The organism is Gluconacetobacter aggeris (assembly GCF_014174395.1).
GTDB classification, from domain to species: domain Bacteria; phylum Pseudomonadota; class Alphaproteobacteria; order Acetobacterales; family Acetobacteraceae; genus Gluconacetobacter; species Gluconacetobacter aggeris.
The window spans coordinates 153,166-171,206 of sequence record NZ_JABEQD010000003.1 but is presented as its reverse complement, the minus strand read 5'-3'; the positions used below and the strand labels follow the sequence as shown (position 1 = coordinate 171,206).

Here is an 18,041-nt window from a genome sequence, read left to right as displayed (position 1 = left end):
GACGGGCGGTCAGAGGGAGAAATTTTCTCCAAGATAGACGCGCCGCACGTCTTCGTTGGCGACGATCTCCTCGGGGCGGCCCTCCATCAGCACCTGGCCGCTGTGCATGATATAGGCGCGGTCGATGACTTCCAGCGTCTCGCGGACGTTATGGTCGGTGATCAGCACGCCGATGCCGCGATCCTTGAGGTGGGAGACCAGGTCGCGGATCTCGCCCACCGCGATCGGGTCGATGCCCGCCAGGGGTTCGTCCAGCAGGATGTAATGGGGCTGGCTGGCCAGGGCGCGGGCGATTTCCAGCCGTCGCCGCTCGCCGCCCGACAGGGCCAGGGACGGCGAGCGGCGCAGGTGGGAAATCCCGAATTCGCCGAGCAGGCCGGTCAGCATCTCCTCCCGCCGGTCGGGATCGGATTCCACGACTTCCAGCGCCGCCATGATGTTCTGTTCGACGTTCAGGCCGCGGAAGATGCTGGCTTCCTGCGGCAGGTAGCCGATGCCCAGCCGGGCGCGACGGTACATCGGCAGGCGCGTGATGTCGGTGCCGTCCAGGGTGATCGACCCGCTGTCGGGCTGGACCAGCCCCACGATCATGTAGAAGCTGGTGGTCTTGCCCGCGCCGTTGGGCCCCAGGAGGCCGACCGCCTCGCCGCGATTGACCTGGAGCGATACGTTCCGGACCACCGGCCGCTTCTTGTAGGACTTGCCGATCCCGCTGGCGATCAGTCCGCTGAGGGCGCCGCCGGACGCGTACAGGGCGGCATTCTTCGCCTCGTCGGACAGGGCGTAGGGGATGTCGTTCATGGGTGGGTTCCGGCAGGGGGGGGATTGGCCTCGTTGGGGACGATCAGGCCGCTGACCCGTCCGCCCGGACGTTCGGTCATCGTGGCGATTCCGGTATGCATGTTCACGATTGCCGCGGCTCCGCTGATCTGGTTCTGGCCCCGCGTGATATGCACGTTGCCGACGATCCGCGCGATCCCGGTGTCGGGAACATACACGCCGCGGTCGCCGGTCACGGTTTCGGTCTGCGTGCGGACGAAAACATGGCCGAACGCGTTCACTTTTTCCAGCTTCCCCGAACTGGTCAATGGGTCTCCGCCCTGTCCGGCCGGTTGCGGGGCGGGCTGGGCGGTGGATTTTGCGGCGGCCTGGGTCGGTGCGCTGTATCCGACCAGCACGTCGGCGCGGATCTGCCGCCCGTCATTGGTGGTGACGGTGGCGTCGCCCCTGCCGACCGACATGCGGGTCTGGGAATAATATTCCATCGAATCCCGGGCCGTCAGCACGTCCTGCGGCGTGGTCAGCTTCAGCCCCTTGCCGGTCAGGACCATGACCGCCTGGTCGATATCGTAGACGGCCTTGTCGCCCCAGGCCTGGTCGGTGTCGGTGAAGATGTGGACGTGCCCCAGCGCGTTCAGGCGATAGACCTCGTTCGCGCCCGATCCCGCCTCGTTACCCTGGGAGCCGTCGGCGGGGGGCGAGGGGGGCGTGGCCGGTGCCGGTGATCCGGCGACGGCTTTCTTGCGATAGAAGGCGATCAGGCGGTCGGCGGTCACGGTGACGTTGCCGCGGGTGGCCTGGGCCTTGTCATAGGCGGTGACGGTCTGGGTCTTCTGGTCCCAGTCGAACCCGCCGGCCGCCGTGACGCTGATCTGGCCGCCATGCGACAGGTCGATGGCCTGGCCGCGCGCGCCGCCCGGAAGTGAGAGACAGGCCGCGGCACCAAGGAGCAGGAACGCGGAGGCGGCCTTTGCGGGGGCGGTCATCGAATGGGCTCCGTCTGGGAAGCGTGGGGGGCGGATGGGTGGCCGGCCGGGCCGGCATGGGCGTCATCGTTCAGGATCAGCCGCCCCGGGCCGCGGAACTGGGCGATCCCTTCATGCTGGGACAGCAGGACACCCTGGGCGTCCAGCATGCCGAACGGCCCTTCGGCATGCACCCATTGATCGGAGGCGATGATCCCCTGCCTGAGGTCCATGTCTGCCGTGACCCCGGTGAGGATGACGCCGTCTTCACGGTAGAGTGCCACGTCCTGCGTCAGGTCCAGCAATTGTTCATGTTGCAGATACACGCCCTGGGCCGCGCTGACCATCATCCAGTCCCCGCCCTGTGTCAGCGTGTCGGCCACCGGCCGGGTGAGATTGATGCGGTCCTGGCTGATCTGCTGGGCCTGGTCGGCGGTGATCATGAACGGCCGGTCGTGCTCGTCCAGTCCCCGATAGACGGCGCCGAGCATGTTGCCGCTGGTGACGTGCAGGTTTTCCATCTCGCGCAGGGCGCCGCGCTGCATGTTGATCAGCCGGTCGAGGGCCGGCCACAGTGCGATCGAGCCCAGCAGCAGCAGGGCGGCCGCCGGCAGCGCCCATTTGGCCCACCGGACCAGGCGCTGGCGGCGGGCGATATCACCCGGCCGGAGCACCCGCCGGAGGCGGGACGTGTCCTGATGCAGCAGCGACCGCTGCCGTGCGACCTGATCGGCGGAGCGGGCGAAATCCTCGCGCCGGGGGGGCTTGTCGCCATTGGGAGGCGGGCCGCTGCTCATGCCACGCCCGCGCGCAGCAGGTCATGGACATGGAGGATGCCGACGGGAACCCCTTCGCCATCCAGCACGAACAGGCTGGTGATCGGGCGGGCGCGGGCGTTCATCAGCCGCAGTGCCTCGGCCGCCAGCATGTCGGGCCCGGTCGTCAGCGGAGAGCTGTTCATGATGTCGGCCGCGCGGGTGCGGTCCAGGTCGCGGTCCAGGACGCGGCGCAGGTCGCCGTCGGTGATCAGCCCGCACAGCCTTCCGTCGGCGCCGATCACGCCCATGCAGCCGAATGCCTTGCGCGTCATCTCCATGATGACCTGCCGCAGGGAGCTGTCCGGCGTGCCCAGCGGCATGACGCCGCCGCGATGCATCAGGTCCGCGACGCGGCGCAGCCGGGTGCCCAGCCGCCCGCCGGGATGGAAGATGCCGAATTCGGTCGCCGAGAATCCGCGCCGCTCCAGCAGGACCACCGCCAGCGCGTCGCCCAGCGCGAGTTGCATCATGGAGGAGGTGGTCGGGGCGAGGCCCATCGGGCAGGCCTCGGGCGCATCGGGGATGAGCAGGGGAATGTCGGCGGCGCGCGCCAGGGTGGATTCGGCGCGGGTGGTGATGGCCACCAGCAGCAGCCCGTACCGCCGCGCGTGGGCCACGATATCGGCCAGTTCCGCCGTTTCGCCCGAATTGGAGAGCGCCAGCACCGCATCGCCCTGCTGGAGCATCCCCAGATCGCCATGCGAGGCCTCGGAGGGATGGACGAAGAGCGAGGGCGTGCCGGTCGAGGCCAGGGTGGACTGGATCTTGCGGCCGATCTGCCCGGACTTGCCGATGCCGGTGACGACGACGCGCCCCGCGAGCGCCGAGAAGGCCGCGATCGTGCGCGTGAAGGCTTCGCCGAGGGGCGGGGTGCCGTCACCCGCGCGCGCGGGCGCGCGCAGGGCGGCCGCCATCTGCATCAGCCCGTCGGTCTCGCGCGCCAGCACCCGGCATGCCGCTGCGATATCGGCATCGGCCGGGCTGGAGTCGGTGTCACCTGCGGGATGGGCGGATTGGGTCATGCCAGCCGTGTATCGCCATGGCGGTGGTCCAGGTCAAACGGAACGATGGACCGCGCGGGGGAGGAGGGCATCATGCCCGGTGGGCGAAGATGTCCGGTTCTTCGTATCCCAGCAGGTCCAGCCGCGCGCGGGCGGGCAGAAAATCGTAGCAGGCCTGTGCCAGTTCGCGCCGTCCCTCACGGTGCAGAAGGGCTTCCAGCCTGGCCCAGAGCGCGTGCAGGTGAAGCACGTCCGACGCGGCATAGGCCTGCTGTTCCGCCGTCAGCTCCGGGGCGCCCCAGTCGGATGTCTGCTGCTGCTTGCTGAGGTCGACCCCCAGCAGTTCGCGGCAGAGCTGGGCCAGGCCGTGGCGGTCGGTGAAGGTGCGCACCAGCTTGGAGGCGATCTTGGTGCAGATGACGGGTGCCACGGTGATGCCCAGCGTGTGCTGGAGGATCGCCACGTCGAAGCGCGCGAAATGCATCAGCTTGGTAATGGCGGGATCGGCCATCAGCCGGGCGAGGTTGGGGGAGGGGGTGCCGGGCAGGATCTGCACCAGATGCGCCGAGCCGTCGCCGGCCGAGATCTGCACCAGGCACAGGCGGTCGCGATGCGGCTTGAGCCCCATGGCCTCGGTATCGACCGCGATGGGGCCGTGGAAGGTGATGTCGGCCGGCAGATCGCCGCGATGCAGGAGGATCGAAGGCGTGGTGGCGATCATGCGTAAGTCCCCGCATTGCAGGCGTGACGACAGAAAATGAAAGAGCGGCCCATGATTCCCCACCCGCAACACGCGTGACCGCGCCAACATGCCGTCATGACCGGATGTCGGGGGCGGTGACGGACATATAATATCGGAAGCGCCAATGCGCGAGGGGTGCCGACCAGCCGCCCGAGGGCTGCCCTTGCGGGCGATGTCTGATACGGCTGAAAAAATGGTGCCCAGAAGAAGACTCGAACTTCCACGACCTTGCGGCCACAGGTACCTGAAACCTGCGCGTCTACCAATTCCGCCATCTGGGCTCAGAAGGCCCCCGTTTCCGGGGTGGTGAGGGGGATTTACTCGGAAACAACAGGGTGGTCAACGGCACCTTTCACATATTCCGCATGGGAAATGACAGGATATGCAATGCGTGGGAGGCGTCACGCCGAAAGGGCGCTCCGACACTGTCGGGCGCCTGCCAGCGGACTGATTTTTCGGCATTTTGGAGAGATGGTGCCCAGAAGAAGACTCGAACTTCCACGACCTTGCGGCCACAGGTACCTGAAACCTGCGCGTCTACCAATTCCGCCATCTGGGCTCAGAAGGCCCCCGTTTCCGGGGTGGTGAGGGGCGTTTACTCTGCCCTTGGGAGGCGGTCAACACGGGCTGGACGATTCGTGTCGTTTTTATTGCATGCGCGCGGCGACGATGTGTGTCCGGCCGGGTGGGATGGGCGTTGAGCCATACGTGTGAAAAAACAGGATGGGGGGCGGGATTCCGCGCGTGGGCAGGCTCCTTGCGCATGGCGGCCGACCCCATATTCGGGGGATGGACATGACGACGCGAAAAGTGGCGGCGGTAATCGGCGGTTCGGGATTCCTGGGGCGTCATGTGGTCCGGCGCCTGGCGGAGGACGGGTATGTGGTGCGGGTGGCCGCGCGCCGCGCCGATCGGGCGGCGTCGCTGCGCCCGCTGGGCGATGTGGGGCAGATCGTGCCGCTGGGGGCTTCGATTCTGAATCCCGAATCGCTCGTGCCGGTGGTCGAGGGGGCCCGGGTCGTGGTGAACCTGGTCGGTATCCTGGCCGAGCGCGGGCGGGCGACGTTTCAGGCGGTGCATGTTGAGGGCGCGGCGGCCGTGGCGCGTCTGGCGGCTTCGGCAGGGGTGGCGCAACTGGTGCATGTCTCGGCCATCGGGGCGTCGCCGGACAGCCGGTCCGCCTATGGCCGCAGCAAGGCGGCCGGAGAGGACGCGGTGCTGCGCGCGATGCCCGAGGCGACGATCGTGCGGCCGTCCATCCTCTTCGGGGCGGAGGACCATTTTACCAACCTGTTCGCGACGCTGGCGCGGTTCAGCCCCATCGTCCCGGTCTATGGCGCGCGGACGCGCCTGCAGCCTGTTTATGTTGCCGATGTGGCCGAGGGAATCCGGCGGCTTCTGGCCGGTGGCCTGTATGCGGGGGCGATCTTCGAATTCGGAGGGCCGGCGATTCGGACGATGGAGGAGATCGCGCGCCTGGTCGTGGCGGCGGTGGGGCGCCGCCGGCTGGTGGTGGCGGTGCCGCCCGCCCTGGCCTGGTGGCAGGCCATGTGGCTGGAGCGCCTGCCCGGAAAGATGCTGACGCGGGACCAACTGGCGATGCTGTCGAGCGACAATGTGGCGGCGGATGGGGCGCCGGGCTTGTCGCAGCTTGGCATTCAGCCGGCGTCGATGGAAATGATTGTTCCGTCCTATCTGGGCGGATATAAAATTACATAAGCAAGCCAGTTCAACGCATTATATGGTCAATTGGTCCGAATCGGACCAATGTGGCCTGGTGATCGGTTCGCTGCGATGGTTCTCGATTGGCCTTTTTGCCATAAATGGCAGTAATGCTGTCTTTTATGGTGGATATGTCTGTCGTAGGTGTTCCGCCAACAATACGCACCGCAGGTGACGGTCGGGCGTTATCCAGGGGGACCGATGGTCGAGCACATGCTGAAATTCGTCTCCGTGCCGCAGAGCCAGCCCGACAAGCGGCCGGCCGCGGAGCGGAATGGCGATTTCGACGAGATCTATCGCGCGTTCGCAGTGGAAAAGGCGGAACAGCAGGCCAGCCGCTGCTCGCAATGCGGGGTGCCGTTCTGCTCGGTCCATTGCCCGCTGGGCAACAATATCCCCGACTGGCTGAAGATGACGGCCGAGGGGCGGCTGGAGGAAGCGTATGCGCTGTCTTCCGCCACCAACAATTTCCCCGAGATCTGCGGCCGCATCTGCCCCCAGGACCGGCTGTGCGAGGGCAATTGCGTGATCGAGAAGGGGTTCGAGAGCGTCACCATCGGCGCGGTCGAACGCTTCATCACCGATACGGCCTTCGCCAAGGGCTGGGTGGAGCCGATCCGGCCGCCGGTCGAGCGCGAGACCTCGATCGGCATCGTCGGGGCTGGCCCCGGTGGCCTGGCCGCCGCGATGCAGTTTCGCCAGCAGGGTTATCAGGTGCACGTCTATGACCGGTACGACCGGATCGGCGGCCTGATGATCTACGGCATTCCCGGCTTCAAGCTGGAGAAGGACATCGTTGCCCGCCGTCACCTCTATCTGGAGGAATCGGGGGTTCGGTTCCATCTGGGGGTCGATATCACGGACGGCGACGGGGACGGCACGCTCTCTTTCGCGACCCTGCGCGCCCGCCATGATGCGGTGCTGATCGCGACGGGTGTTTACAAGTCGCGCGATATCGGTGGGCCGGGCGCGGGGCTGGGGGGGATCGTCAAGGCGCTGGATTATCTGACGATGTCCAACCGGCTGTCGCTGGGCGACGCGTTTGCCCCGGACGAGAGCGCGGCGCTGAATGCCGCCGGCAAGTCGGTGGTGGTGATCGGCGGTGGCGATACGGCGATGGACTGCGTACGCACCGCCATCCGCCAGGGCGCGAAATCGGTCAAATGCCTCTATCGCCGCGACCGCGCGAACATGCCCGGCTCGATCCGCGAGGTGAAGAACGCCGAGGAGGAAGGGGTGTCCTTCGTCTGGCTGGCGGCGCCGGAAGCGTTCCTTGGAGATGGCAGCGTGAACGGCGTGCGCGCCGTGCGCATGAAGCTGGGCATGCCCGATGCCAGCGGCCGCCAGTCGGTCGAGCCGGTCGAGGACAGTGCCTTCGTGCTGGAAGCCGACCTGGTGATCAAGGCGCTGGGCTTCGACCCAGAGCCGCTGCCGACCCTGTGGGGGCAGCCGGACCTGGCCGTGTCGCGCTGGGGCACGCTGCGGGTCGACCATGAGAGCTTCATGACCAGCCTGCCGGGCGTATTTGCGGCGGGTGATATCGTGCGCGGGGCCAGCCTGGTGGTGTGGGCCATTCGCGATGGACGGGATGCGGCGGCGCAGATGCATCGCTGGCTGGAAAACCGGGCAGCCCAGTGCGCCCAGGCGGCGGAGTGACGGACATGGACCAGTTGACCCAGGATCATGGATCGCGGGATGCCGGCCAGGAGTTCGTGGCCGAGTGGCATGAGAATGCGCAGGCGATCGCCGGGCTGTACGACGCCACGCAGGAGCGCGACGCCTGTGGCGTGGGCCTGATCGCGTCGCTGGACGGACGCAAGCGGCGCGAGGTGGTCAATGCCGGTATCGCCGCCCTGAAGGCCCTGTGGCATCGCGGCGCGGTCGATGCCGACGGCAAGACCGGGGACGGGGCGGGGATTCATCTGGAAATTCCGCAGGATTTCTTTGCCGAGGCGATTCATAGCGGTGGCGAAGGCTGCGTGGACACGCAGATCGCGATCGGCATGGTTTTCCTGCCCAAGACGGACCTGGCGGCGCAGGAACGCTGCCGCCAGATCATCGAGACGGAGATCCTGGCCTTCGGGTACGGGATCTATGGCTGGCGTCAGGTGCCGATCGACACGTCGTGCATCGGTGAGAAGGCCAATGCCACCCGGCCAGAGATCGAGCAGATCATGATCCGCAACCTGCCGGGGCGGAACGAGGAAGAATTCGAGCGCGACCTGTATGTGATCCGCCGCCGGATCGAGAAGAGTGCCCAGGCCAACTCGCTGGACCTGTATATCTGCTCGATGTCCTGCCGGTCGGTGATCTACAAGGGCATGTTCCTGGCCGAGAACCTGACGGATTTCTATCCCGACCTGCTGGACCCGCGCTTCATCAGCCGCTTTGCGATCTATCACCAGCGCTATTCGACCAACACCTTCCCGACCTGGAAGCTGGCACAGCCTTTCCGCCGGCTGGCGCATAACGGCGAGATCAACACGATCTCGGGCAACGTCAACTGGATGAAGAGCCACGAGACGCGCTTGGCCGACCCGTTGCTGGACCCGGTGATGGAGGACCTGAAGCCGGTGGTGCAGGCCGCGGGGTCCGACACCGCGATGCTGGACAATGTGTTCGAGCTGCTGACCTTTGCCGGGCGCGACGCGCCGATGGTCAAGGCGCTGATGGTGCCGGCCAGTATCGGCGGCAATTCGGGCATGAAGCAGAAGCACCAGGATCTGTATGCCTACTGCAACGCGGTGATGGAGCCGTGGGACGGGCCGGCGGCTCTGTGCGCCACCGATGGGCGCTGGGTGGTGGCCGGGCTGGACCGCAGCGGCCTGCGCCCCCTGCGCTATACCGTGACGGCGGACGGGCTGCTGATCGTGGGCTCGGAGACCGGCATGGTGAAGGTGCCCGAGACCGATATCGTGCGGCGCGGGCGGCTTGGGCCGGGGCAGATGATCGGCCTCGACCTGCAGGAAGCGAAGCTCTACGGCCATGAGGCGCTGCTGGACCTGCTGGCCGGGCGCCGGGATTTCGGCGCCTGGGTGAAGAACATCCAGAAGATCGGCTCGGTGGTGCGGGCCGACGTGCAGGAGCCGGTGCTGTTCGGCCGGGACGAGCTGCGCCGCCGGCAACTGGCGGTCGGCACGACCCTGGAGGAGCTGGAGACCATCCTGCATCCGATGGTCGAGACCGCCGCCGAGGCCATCGGCTCGATGGGTGACGATGCGCCGCTGGCGGTGCTGTCCTCGCGCTATCGGGGACTTGCGCATTATTTCCGGCAGGCGTTCAGCCAGGTGACCAACCCGCCGATCGACAGTCTGCGCGAGACGCGGGTGATGAGCCTGCTGACCCGCCTGGGCAATCTGGGCAATATCCTGGAGGAATCCGAGGTCCAGTGCGACCTGCTGCAACTGCCCAGCCCGGTGCTGACCACCGGCGAATTCGAGGCGCTGCGCAATTTCTGCGGCGACAGCGGCTTCGTGATCGACTGCACCTTTCCGGCGGCGGAAGGCGAGGCGGGGCTGCGCGAGGCGATCGCGCGCATTCGCCGCGAGGCCGAGGACCGGGTGCGCGAGGGCTGCACCCATCTGTTCCTGACCGATCAGGGACAGTCGGCCGACCGGGCCTATATCCCGATGATCCTGGCCACGGCGGCGGTGCATACGCATCTGGTCCGTCAGTCGCTGCGGACCTTTACCTCGCTGAATGTGCGGTCGGCCGAGGCGCTGGACGTGCATGCCATTGCGGTGACGATCGGGGTTGGGGCGACCAGCATCAACCCCTATCTGGCGCAGGAAAGCATCGCCGACCGGCAGCGGCGCGGCCTGTTCGGCGACATCTCGCTGCGCGAGGCGGTGGAACGCTATCGCAAGGCGGTGGACAAGGGGCTGCTGAAGGTGATGTCCAAGATGGGCATCTCGATCGTGTCGGCCTATCGCGGCGGGTATAATTTCGAGGCGATCGGGCTGTCGCGCGCGCTGACGGCGGAATTCTTCCCCGGCATGCCCTCGCGCATTTCGGGCATCGGCCTGTCGGGCATCGCGACCAACGTGATGAGCTTCCATCGGACCGCGTGGGACCAGGCGGTGATCGCGCTGCCGGTCGGTGGGCAGTACAAGATGCGTCGCCATGGCGAGGTCCATGCCTTCGACGGCAACCTGATCCATATGCTGCAGACGGCGGTGGCGACCGACAGTTTCACGATCTATCGCCGCTATGCCGACGCGGTGCGGCGCCAGCCGCCGGTGGCGCTGCGCGACCTGCTGGATTTCCGGGGTGGACGGACGCCGATCCCCGTCGAAGCGGTCGAAAGCATCACCCAGTTGCGCAAGCGGCTGATCGCGCCGGGGATCTCGCTGGGGGCGCTGAGCCCCGAGGCGCATGAAACCCTGTCGATCGCCATGAACCGGATCGGCGCGAAGTCGGATTCGGGCGAGGGGGGCGAGGACCCGTCGCGCGCCAAGCCGCGCCCGAATGGCGACAATGCGTCTTCGGCCATCAAGCAGATCGCCTCGGGCCGCTTCGGCGTCACGGCGCAATATCTGAACGATTGCCGCGAGATCGAGATCAAGATGGCGCAGGGCGCCAAGCCCGGTGAGGGCGGCCAGTTGCCGGGCTTCAAGGTGACGGGGCTAATCGCGAAGCTGCGGCATGCGACGCCGGGTGTGACGCTGATTTCGCCGCCGCCGCATCATGACATCTATTCGATCGAGGACCTGGCGCAGCTTATCTACGACCTCAAGCAGATCAATCCGGAAGCCACGGTGACGGTGAAGCTGGTCGCGCGGTCGGGCATCGGTACCATCGCCGCCGGCGTGGCCAAGGCCAAGGCCGATGCGATCCTGATTTCCGGCCACAGTGGCGGCACCGGCGCCAGCCCGCAGAGTTCGGTCAAATATGCCGGCCTGCCGTGGGAGCTGGGGCTGGCGGAAGCGCATCAGGTGCTGATGCTGAACCGGCTGCGCCACCGGGTGAAGCTGCGCACCGATGGCGGGCTGAAGACGGGGCGCGACGTGGTGATCGCGGCGATGCTGGGGGCCGAGGAATTCGGCATCGGCACCGCCAGTCTGGTCGCCATGGGCTGCATCATGGTGCGGCAGTGCCATTCCAACACCTGCCCGGTCGGGGTCTGCACTCAGGACGAGGCGCTGCGCGCCAAGTTCGAGGGCTCGCCGGAGAAGGTGATCAACCTGTTCTCGTTCATCGCCGAGGATGTGCGCAACATCCTGGCGTCACTCGGCTTCTCGTCGCTGAACGAGATCATCGGGCGGACCGACCTGCTGAAGCAGGTGTCGCGCGGTGCGGACTATCTGGACGATCTGGACCTCAATTCGCTGCTGGCGCAGGCCGATCCGGGGCCGCATGCCCGCTATTGCACCCGGGAAGGGCGCAACGAGGTGCCTGAGACGCTGGATGCGCAGATGATCGCCGATGCGCGGCCGCTGTTCGACCATGGCGAGAAGATGCAACTGCACTACAATGTGCAGAACACGCATCGGGCGATCGGCACGCGCATTTCCTCGCTGATCGTGCGGCAGTTCGGCATGACGAAGCTGGCGCCGGGGCATCTGACGGTGCGCCTGCGCGGTTCGGCCGGGCAGTCGCTGGGAGCGTTCGCGGTCCAGGGGCTGAAGCTGGAAGTGTTGGGCGACGCCAACGATTATGTCGGCAAGGGCCTGTCGGGCGCGACCATCGTGGTGCGGCAGTCGCCGTCGTCGAATCTGGTGTCGAACGAGAATGCCATCATCGGCAACACCGTGCTGTATGGCGCGACGGCGGGGGCTCTCTATGCCGCCGGCCAGGCGGGCGAGCGCTTTGCGGTGCGCAATTCCGGCGCCACGGCGGTGGTGGAGGGCTGCGGGTCGAACGGCTGCGAATACATGACCGGCGGTACCGTGGTGATCCTGGGTGAGGCGGGCGACAATTTCGGCGCCGGTTTCACCGGGGGCATGGCCTTCGTCTACGACGAGAACGGCACGTTCGAGCAGCGGATCAACCCTGAGACGCTGCTGTGGAACCGGGTGGTCGACCCGAAATGGGAGGGTGTGCTGCGCGGGCTGGTGGAGACCCATGCGCGGGAGACGCACAGCCGCTTTGCCGCGCTTCTGCTGCATAAATGGGAGAATATCCTGCCGCGCTTCTGGCAGTTGGTGCCGCGCGAATATGCGAAGGTGATCGGCTACACCGCCGCGACCGAGGCCGCGCGCAGCGCCTGAAGACGCGTCTTCCGTCCTGCCTGCGCCGCCGCGATGGCCCTGTGGGGTCGCGCGGCGGCACGTTCCGCATTAGATATCAGGGCAGGATCGGCCCTCCGTACGATTGTGCCGGGGGCGTTGAAGGAGTGGCGCGCCGATGCCGAAGCTGAATCTTGCCTCTGGCCCGATGGATCACAACCCCTTGCGGGCCGCCGATGGGGGCGCGCCGGCGGGCGCGGTCGGCGACCTGCCGCGCTGGGACCTGCGGGACCTGTATGAAAGCCCCGAATCGGATGCGCTGCGCACCGATCTGGAGCAGGCCGAATCCGATGCCGCGGCCTTCGCCACCGCCTGGAAGGGGCGGCTGGCCGGGGCCACGCCCGGCGAGCTGGCCGGGGCGATCGGGGAATATCAGCGGATCGACGAGGTGCTGGGGCGGGCGGCGTCCTACGCGCAATTGCTGTTTGCCGGCGATTCGTCCGATGCCGGGATCGGGCGGTTCTCGCAGTCGATCAACGAGCGGCTGACGGATATTTCCAGCCATCTGCTGTTCTTTACCCTGGAGCTGAACCGGATCGGGGATGAGGACCTGTCCGCCCGTCTGGCCGATCCGGCATTGGCGATGTGGATGCCGTTCCTGCGCGACCTGCGGGTTTTCCGGCCTCATCAGCTGAGTGATGAGATCGAGCAGGTCCTGCACGAGAAATCGGTGACGGGGGCGGCGGCGTGGAGCCGGCTGTTCGACGAGACCATGGCGGGGCTGCGCGTTCCGCTGGATGGGCGGGACCTGACGGTGGGAGAGGCGCTGAACCGCCTGTCGGACCAGGACCGCGCGGTGCGCGAGCGGGCGGCGAAGGCCATCGGTGGCGTGTTCGGCGGCAATATCAAGCTGTTCTCGCTGATCACCAACACGCTGGCCAAGGACAAGGCGATTACCGATGGGCTGCGGCATTATCCGCGCCCGGGGTCCTACCGCAATCGCAGCAACATGGTGGAGGACGCGGTCGTCGACGCGCTGGTGCAGGCGGTGACGGAGGATTATCCGCGCCTGTCGCATCGCTATTACGCGATGAAGGCGCGCTGGCTGGGGCTGGAGACGCTGGAACATTGGGACCGCAATGCCCCGCTGCCGGCGGCGGACGAGCGGATCATTCCATGGGACGAGGCGACGCGACAGGTGCTGGCGGCCTATGAAGGGTTCGACCCGCGCATGGGCGCGGTGGCGCGGCGGTTCTTCGACAATCCGTGGATCGATGCGCCCCCGGTGCCGGGCAAGGCGTCAGGCGCTTTCGCGCACCCCACCGTGCCGTCGGTCCACCCGTATCTGCTGCTGAATTATCATGGCCGCACGCGCGACGTGATGACGCTGGCGCATGAGCTGGGCCACGGGGTGCATCAGGTACTGGCGGCACCGCAGGGCTATCTGATGTCGGGCACGCCGCTGACCCTGGCCGAGACGGCCAGCGTGTTCGGCGAGATGCTGACTTTCCGCGCGCTGCTGGATGCCGAGACCGATCCGGTGCGGCGGCGGCTGATGCTGGCGGCCAAGGTCGAGGACATGCTGAACACGGTCGTACGCCAGATCGCGTTCTACCGCTTCGAGACGCTGGTGCATGACGAGCGGAAATCGGGCGAATTGCTGCCCGAGCGGATCGGCGCCATCTGGCGGCAGGTGCAGACGGAGAGCCTGGGGCCGGCCTTCAACTTTACGCCGGATTATGACGTCTACTGGACCTATGTCCCGCATTTCATCCATTCTCCGTTCTATGTCTATGCGTATGCATTCGGGGATTGCCTGGTGAATGCGCTGTATGGCGTGTTCACCTCCGGCCATGCGGGGTTCCAGGACAAATATCTGGACATGCTGCGGGCGGGCGGCACGATGCGGCACCGCGAATTGCTGGCGCCGTTTGGGCTGGACGCGGCCGATCCCGGTTTCTGGCGCAAGGGGCTGGACGTGATCGCCGGATTTATTGACGAACTGGAGCGTGCCTGACGTGGCGGACGAACGGGATCTCGACAATACCGGCATGTTCGGCGAACTGCGCCGGATGGTGCGGACGTCGGGCGCGGTCGGCGGCATCGCCGCGCGCATTGCCGGCCACAAGATGGGGTTGCGCAGCGATCGCGCCACCCATGCCGGCGACCTGAAATCGGTGCTGGGCGGCCTGAAGGGGCCGCTGATGAAGGGCGCGCAGCTTCTCTCCACCATTCCCGGCGCGCTGCCGGAGGAATATGCGGCGGAACTGGCGCAGCTTCAGGCCAACGCGCCGCCGATGGGGTGGAGCTTCGTGCGCCGGCGCATGGCAGCCGAGCTGGGGCGAGACTGGGAGCGGCGTTTCCGCTCGTTCGAGCATGAGGCGGCCGCCGCCGCCAGCCTGGGACAGGTTCATCGGGCCGTGCTGCCGGACGGGCGCCGGGTAGCGTGCAAGCTGCAATATCCGGACATGCAGGCGACGGTGGATTCCGACCTGCGGCAATTCCGCATGGCGGTGGGGCTCTATTACCGTATCGACAGCACGATCAAGCAGGATGATGTGCTGGTGGAACTGACGGCCCGCCTGCAGGAGGAGCTGGACTATCTGCGCGAGGCGGCGAACCTGCGCCTGTACAATCTGATGCTGGCCGAGTGTCCGGATGTCAGCGTGCCGATGCCGGTCGAGGACCTGACGACGCGGCGGCTGCTGGTGATGGACTGGCTGGACGGCAGGGGCGTGCAGTCGGTGCTGGATACCGACCCCGCGCAGGAGCAGCGCGATTCCATGGCGCGCGCGCTGTTCCATGCCTGGTACGTGCCGCTCTATCGCAACGGCGTGATCCATGGCGACCCGCATATGGGCAACTTCACGGTACGGCCGGATTATGGGCTGAACCTGCTGGATCTGGGCGCGATCCGCATCTTCCCGGCCCGTTTCGTGCAGGGGATCATCGACCTGTATCGCGCGCTGGAGACCAATGACGAGGATCTGGCCTATCACGCCTATCAGGCCTGGGGCTTTGTCAACATGTCGCGCGAGACCATGCGCGTGCTGAACGAGTGGGCGCGCTTTGTCTACGAACCGCTGATGCAGGACCGCGTGCGCGCGATCCAGGAGAATGACGACCCGCAATATGGCCGGGCGGTGGCCGAGCGGGTGTATGCCGGCCTGAAACAGACCGGGGGCGTGCGGCCGCCGCGTGAGTTCGTGCTGGTGGATCGCTCCGCGATCGGTCTGGGCAGCGTGTTCCTGCGGCTGGGGGCGAAGCTGAACTGGTATCGGCTGTTCCAGGAGCTGATTGCCGATTTCGATGCGGCGAAACTGGCGGCGCGGCAGGAAGAACTCCTGCGGCAGGCGCGGGTGCCTCCCACGGCGTGAGACGCTTTTCAACATATCTTAACCCTGCTCGATCAAACATGGCCAGGCCTTCCGACGGAAGGCGGGGCGGCTGTGCCGCGGTCCGCGTCATGCGCGATGGCGGACAATCGAGCAGAGACTGTTTCCCAGAAGCGGTTTGTTTCTCAAAACCATGCGATATCGTGCTATCGTGAGCGCCTCGACGGTCCCGAAAGAGGAGGGGAAAGCGGGATAGGGGCGAACCGATCGGGAAGATGCCATGTCCGCCTGCCTCGTTCCGATGGTCGTGGCAGCGAAGCGTGTCTGGCCGGGTGCAATCGGTCCTCTTGATCCTTCTGTTCGAGGTTTGAATGCGACTCGTAGTCATTGTCGACGACCGTTCGACCAATCGGACCATCTTCGCCCGGCTGGCGATGACCCTCGGGACCGACATTCGGGTTGAAAGCTTTGCGACGCCGCAGGAGGCGCTGGACTGGTTCGGGACATCGCCGGTGCCCGATCTGATCATTACCGACTACAAGATGCCCAGGATGGACGGCGCGGCCTTTACCGCCCGCATCCGCGCGCTCGACTGGGGATATGACGTGCCGATCGTGGTCGTCACGGCCTATGAGGACCGCAATTACCGGATCAGTGCCCTCGACGCCGGCGCGACCGATTTTCTGCTCAGTCCGGTCGATCATACCGAATTCCTGACGCGTGCCCGTAACCTGTTGCAGTTGAGCTGGTACCAGAAGCAGGTGCGTTCGCGCGCCGTGCGACTGGAAGAAGAGCTGATCAGCAGTCGCCAGGCGCATGACGATCTGCTGCGCGGCAGCCGCGACCGGCTGCTGCAGGTGATCGATACCGTTCCCGCCATGATCAGCGCGACGGATATCGACGGAAACTATATCTTCGTTAACAAGTTTCATGAGAGCGTCCTCGGGGGGCAGTCGCGCACGGTCGATGCGGCGTCATTGACGCTGGACCGGCAGGTCCTGGAGGGCGGGGTGCCCACGGCCCGTTACGAGGAAACCATTGTCGATCGGCATGGCGTGACATGGAGTCTCCTGACATCGAAGATTCCGTTTTATGACGATGCCAACGGCAAACATTATGTACTGACCACGTCTCTTGACATAACGGACCGTAAGAAATCCGAAAAGGAGCTGCACAGTCTTGCATATTACGATCAGCTGACGGGCCTTCCCAATCGATCCAATCTTGAAAGACATACGCAGGCGCTTTTGCTGCGGGGGGATGATCGGCCATTTGCTTTTTTTCTTCTGGATCTCGATCGTTTTAAAAGTGTCAACGATACGCAGGGCCATACGGTCGGGGACCAGTTGCTGCGCCAGGTTGCGGTGCGGCTGACATCGATTCTGGCCGGTGCCGGCTTTATCGCCCGCCTGGGGGGTGACGAGTTCGCGATTGTCCACGATATCGGAAGCATGGGCGATGCCGGCGAATTGGCCGAGCGGATCATTGCGATCTTTGCGCGCCCGTTCATGCTGGGGAACCTGGCGGTGAATGTCGGCGTCAGTGTCGGGATCGCATTGAATTCCGACCCGGTCCTCACGTTCGAGACGATGCTGAAACGCGCCGATCTTGCGATGTACCGTGCGAAGAACGAGGGACGGCATCGATATGCCTTCTTCGAAACGGCGATGGAGCAGGCCGTCTCCGTCGCGGCCGATCTGGAGCAGGCGCTGCGCCAGGCGATCGAGAGTGATGCGTTCACGCTGCACTATCAGCCCGAGATCGACCTGGCATCAGGCCTGGTGACAGGGGTCGAAGCGTTGATCCGGTGGGTGCGGCCGCAGGGTGAGCTTGTCTATCCCGGCCATTTCCTGCCGCTGGCAGAGGAAACCGGCCTGATCGTGCCGATGACGGTCTGGTCGTTGCGCGAGGCCTGTCGTCAGGGAGCGGCATGGGTGCGGGAGGGCATCCCTATCCGGATGGCGGTCAACCTGTCCGGCATGTTGTTCCGTTATCATGACGTTCAGCAGATGGTGCTGGATGCCATCACCGAAAGCGGCCTGGACCCGGCTTTCCTGGAACTGGAACTGACCGAGACGGCATTGATCGAAAATCCGGAAAAGGCGGGACGGCAACTGGTGGCGTTGCAGCAGATGGGCGTGTCTGTCGCGATCGACGATTTCGGGACCGGCTATGCCTCTCTCGTCTATCTGACCACATTGCCGATCCACAGGCTGAAGATCGACGCGGTTTTCGTCCGGGAAATCGATTCCTCGTCCAGCAGCCAGGCGATCATCAAGGCGATCATCGCCCTGGGCAACAATTTGAATATCCCGGTGATTGCGGAAGGTATCGAACGGGAAGACCAGTTGTACTGGTTGAAGGCGCAGGGATGTCACCAGGCCCAGGGTTTCCTGTTCAGCCGTCCTGTCCCGCCTGACCAGTTCCGTCACCTGGTGCGAAGTGGCGCCTTGAGCGTGCCGAATGGTCCGACCCCATCGGCCGAACGGCCTTCCGGGAGGTGAGATATGA

11 protein-coding genes and 2 tRNA genes are annotated in these 18,041 nt (G+C 65.9%); 6 read left to right on the top strand and 7 right to left on the bottom strand.

Going from position 1 to position 18,041, the window contains the following annotated elements:
* Window positions 1-9: 9 nt before the first annotated feature.
* From lptB to HLH36_RS05815, 7 genes are all read right to left on the bottom strand, one after another.
* Window positions 10-801 carry an LPS export ABC transporter ATP-binding protein gene (lptB, locus tag HLH36_RS05845; RefSeq protein ID WP_246373878.1) on the bottom strand — a complete coding sequence of 264 codons (792 nt, stop codon included), beginning with the start codon at window positions 799-801 and terminating at the stop codon, window positions 10-12.
* A complete protein-coding gene (locus tag HLH36_RS05840) occupies window positions 798-1,766 on the bottom strand; it encodes an LptA/OstA family protein (protein ID WP_182985520.1) in 969 nt (322 codons plus the stop codon). Before HLH36_RS05840 ends, lptB begins: the two co-directional genes overlap by 4 nt.
* Window positions 1,763-2,542, bottom strand: coding sequence for an LPS export ABC transporter periplasmic protein LptC (gene lptC, locus HLH36_RS05835; RefSeq protein WP_182985519.1), 780 nt, complete (start codon window positions 2,540-2,542; stop codon window positions 1,763-1,765). The genes HLH36_RS05840 and lptC overlap by 4 nt, the downstream gene beginning before the upstream one ends.
* Window positions 2,539-3,585, bottom strand: coding sequence for a KpsF/GutQ family sugar-phosphate isomerase (locus HLH36_RS05830; protein ID WP_246376503.1), 1,047 nt, complete (start codon window positions 3,583-3,585; stop codon window positions 2,539-2,541). Before HLH36_RS05830 ends, lptC begins: the two co-directional genes overlap by 4 nt.
* A 70-nt stretch (window positions 3,586-3,655) precedes the next feature.
* Window positions 3,656-4,285: a ribonuclease D gene (locus HLH36_RS05825; RefSeq protein ID WP_182985518.1), complete on the bottom strand. Its 630-nt coding sequence runs from the start codon at window positions 4,283-4,285 to the stop codon at window positions 3,656-3,658.
* A gap of 215 nt (window positions 4,286-4,500) precedes the next feature.
* Window positions 4,501-4,587, bottom strand: a tRNA-Leu gene (locus HLH36_RS05820).
* A gap of 191 nt (window positions 4,588-4,778) precedes the next feature.
* A tRNA-Leu gene (locus tag HLH36_RS05815) sits at window positions 4,779-4,865 on the bottom strand.
* 236 nt (window positions 4,866-5,101) lie between these two features.
* Here HLH36_RS05815 and HLH36_RS05810 point away from each other — a divergent pair.
* The 6 genes from HLH36_RS05810 to HLH36_RS05785 all read left to right on the top strand — a co-directional run bounded on the left by HLH36_RS05810 (window position 5,102) and on the right by HLH36_RS05785 (window position 18,034).
* A complete protein-coding gene (locus HLH36_RS05810; protein ID WP_182985517.1) occupies window positions 5,102-6,025 on the top strand; it encodes a complex I NDUFA9 subunit family protein in 924 nt (307 codons plus the stop codon).
* A gap of 204 nt (window positions 6,026-6,229) precedes the next feature.
* Window positions 6,230-7,684: an NAD(P)-dependent oxidoreductase gene (locus tag HLH36_RS05805; protein WP_182985516.1), complete on the top strand. Its 1,455-nt coding sequence runs from the start codon at window positions 6,230-6,232 to the stop codon at window positions 7,682-7,684.
* 5 nt (window positions 7,685-7,689) lie between these two features.
* Window positions 7,690-12,237 (top strand): glutamate synthase large subunit, encoded by a 4,548-nt coding sequence (gene gltB / locus HLH36_RS05800; RefSeq protein WP_182985515.1) that lies wholly within the window; start codon window positions 7,690-7,692, stop codon window positions 12,235-12,237.
* Between the two features lie 166 nt (window positions 12,238-12,403).
* Entirely contained in the window at window positions 12,404-14,212 is a 1,809-nt protein-coding gene (locus tag HLH36_RS05795; protein WP_246376549.1) for a M3 family oligoendopeptidase, read from the top strand.
* Window positions 14,213-14,246: 34 nt separating this feature from the next.
* The gene (locus tag HLH36_RS05790; protein WP_182985745.1) at window positions 14,247-15,572 is read left to right on the top strand and encodes an ABC1 kinase family protein; all 1,326 of its coding nucleotides are present in this window, start codon (window positions 14,247-14,249) and stop codon (window positions 15,570-15,572) included.
* Window positions 15,573-15,901: 329 nt separating this feature from the next.
* The gene (locus HLH36_RS05785; protein ID WP_182985513.1) at window positions 15,902-18,034 is read left to right on the top strand and encodes a putative bifunctional diguanylate cyclase/phosphodiesterase; all 2,133 of its coding nucleotides are present in this window, start codon (window positions 15,902-15,904) and stop codon (window positions 18,032-18,034) included.
* Window positions 18,035-18,041 lie beyond the last annotated feature (7 nt).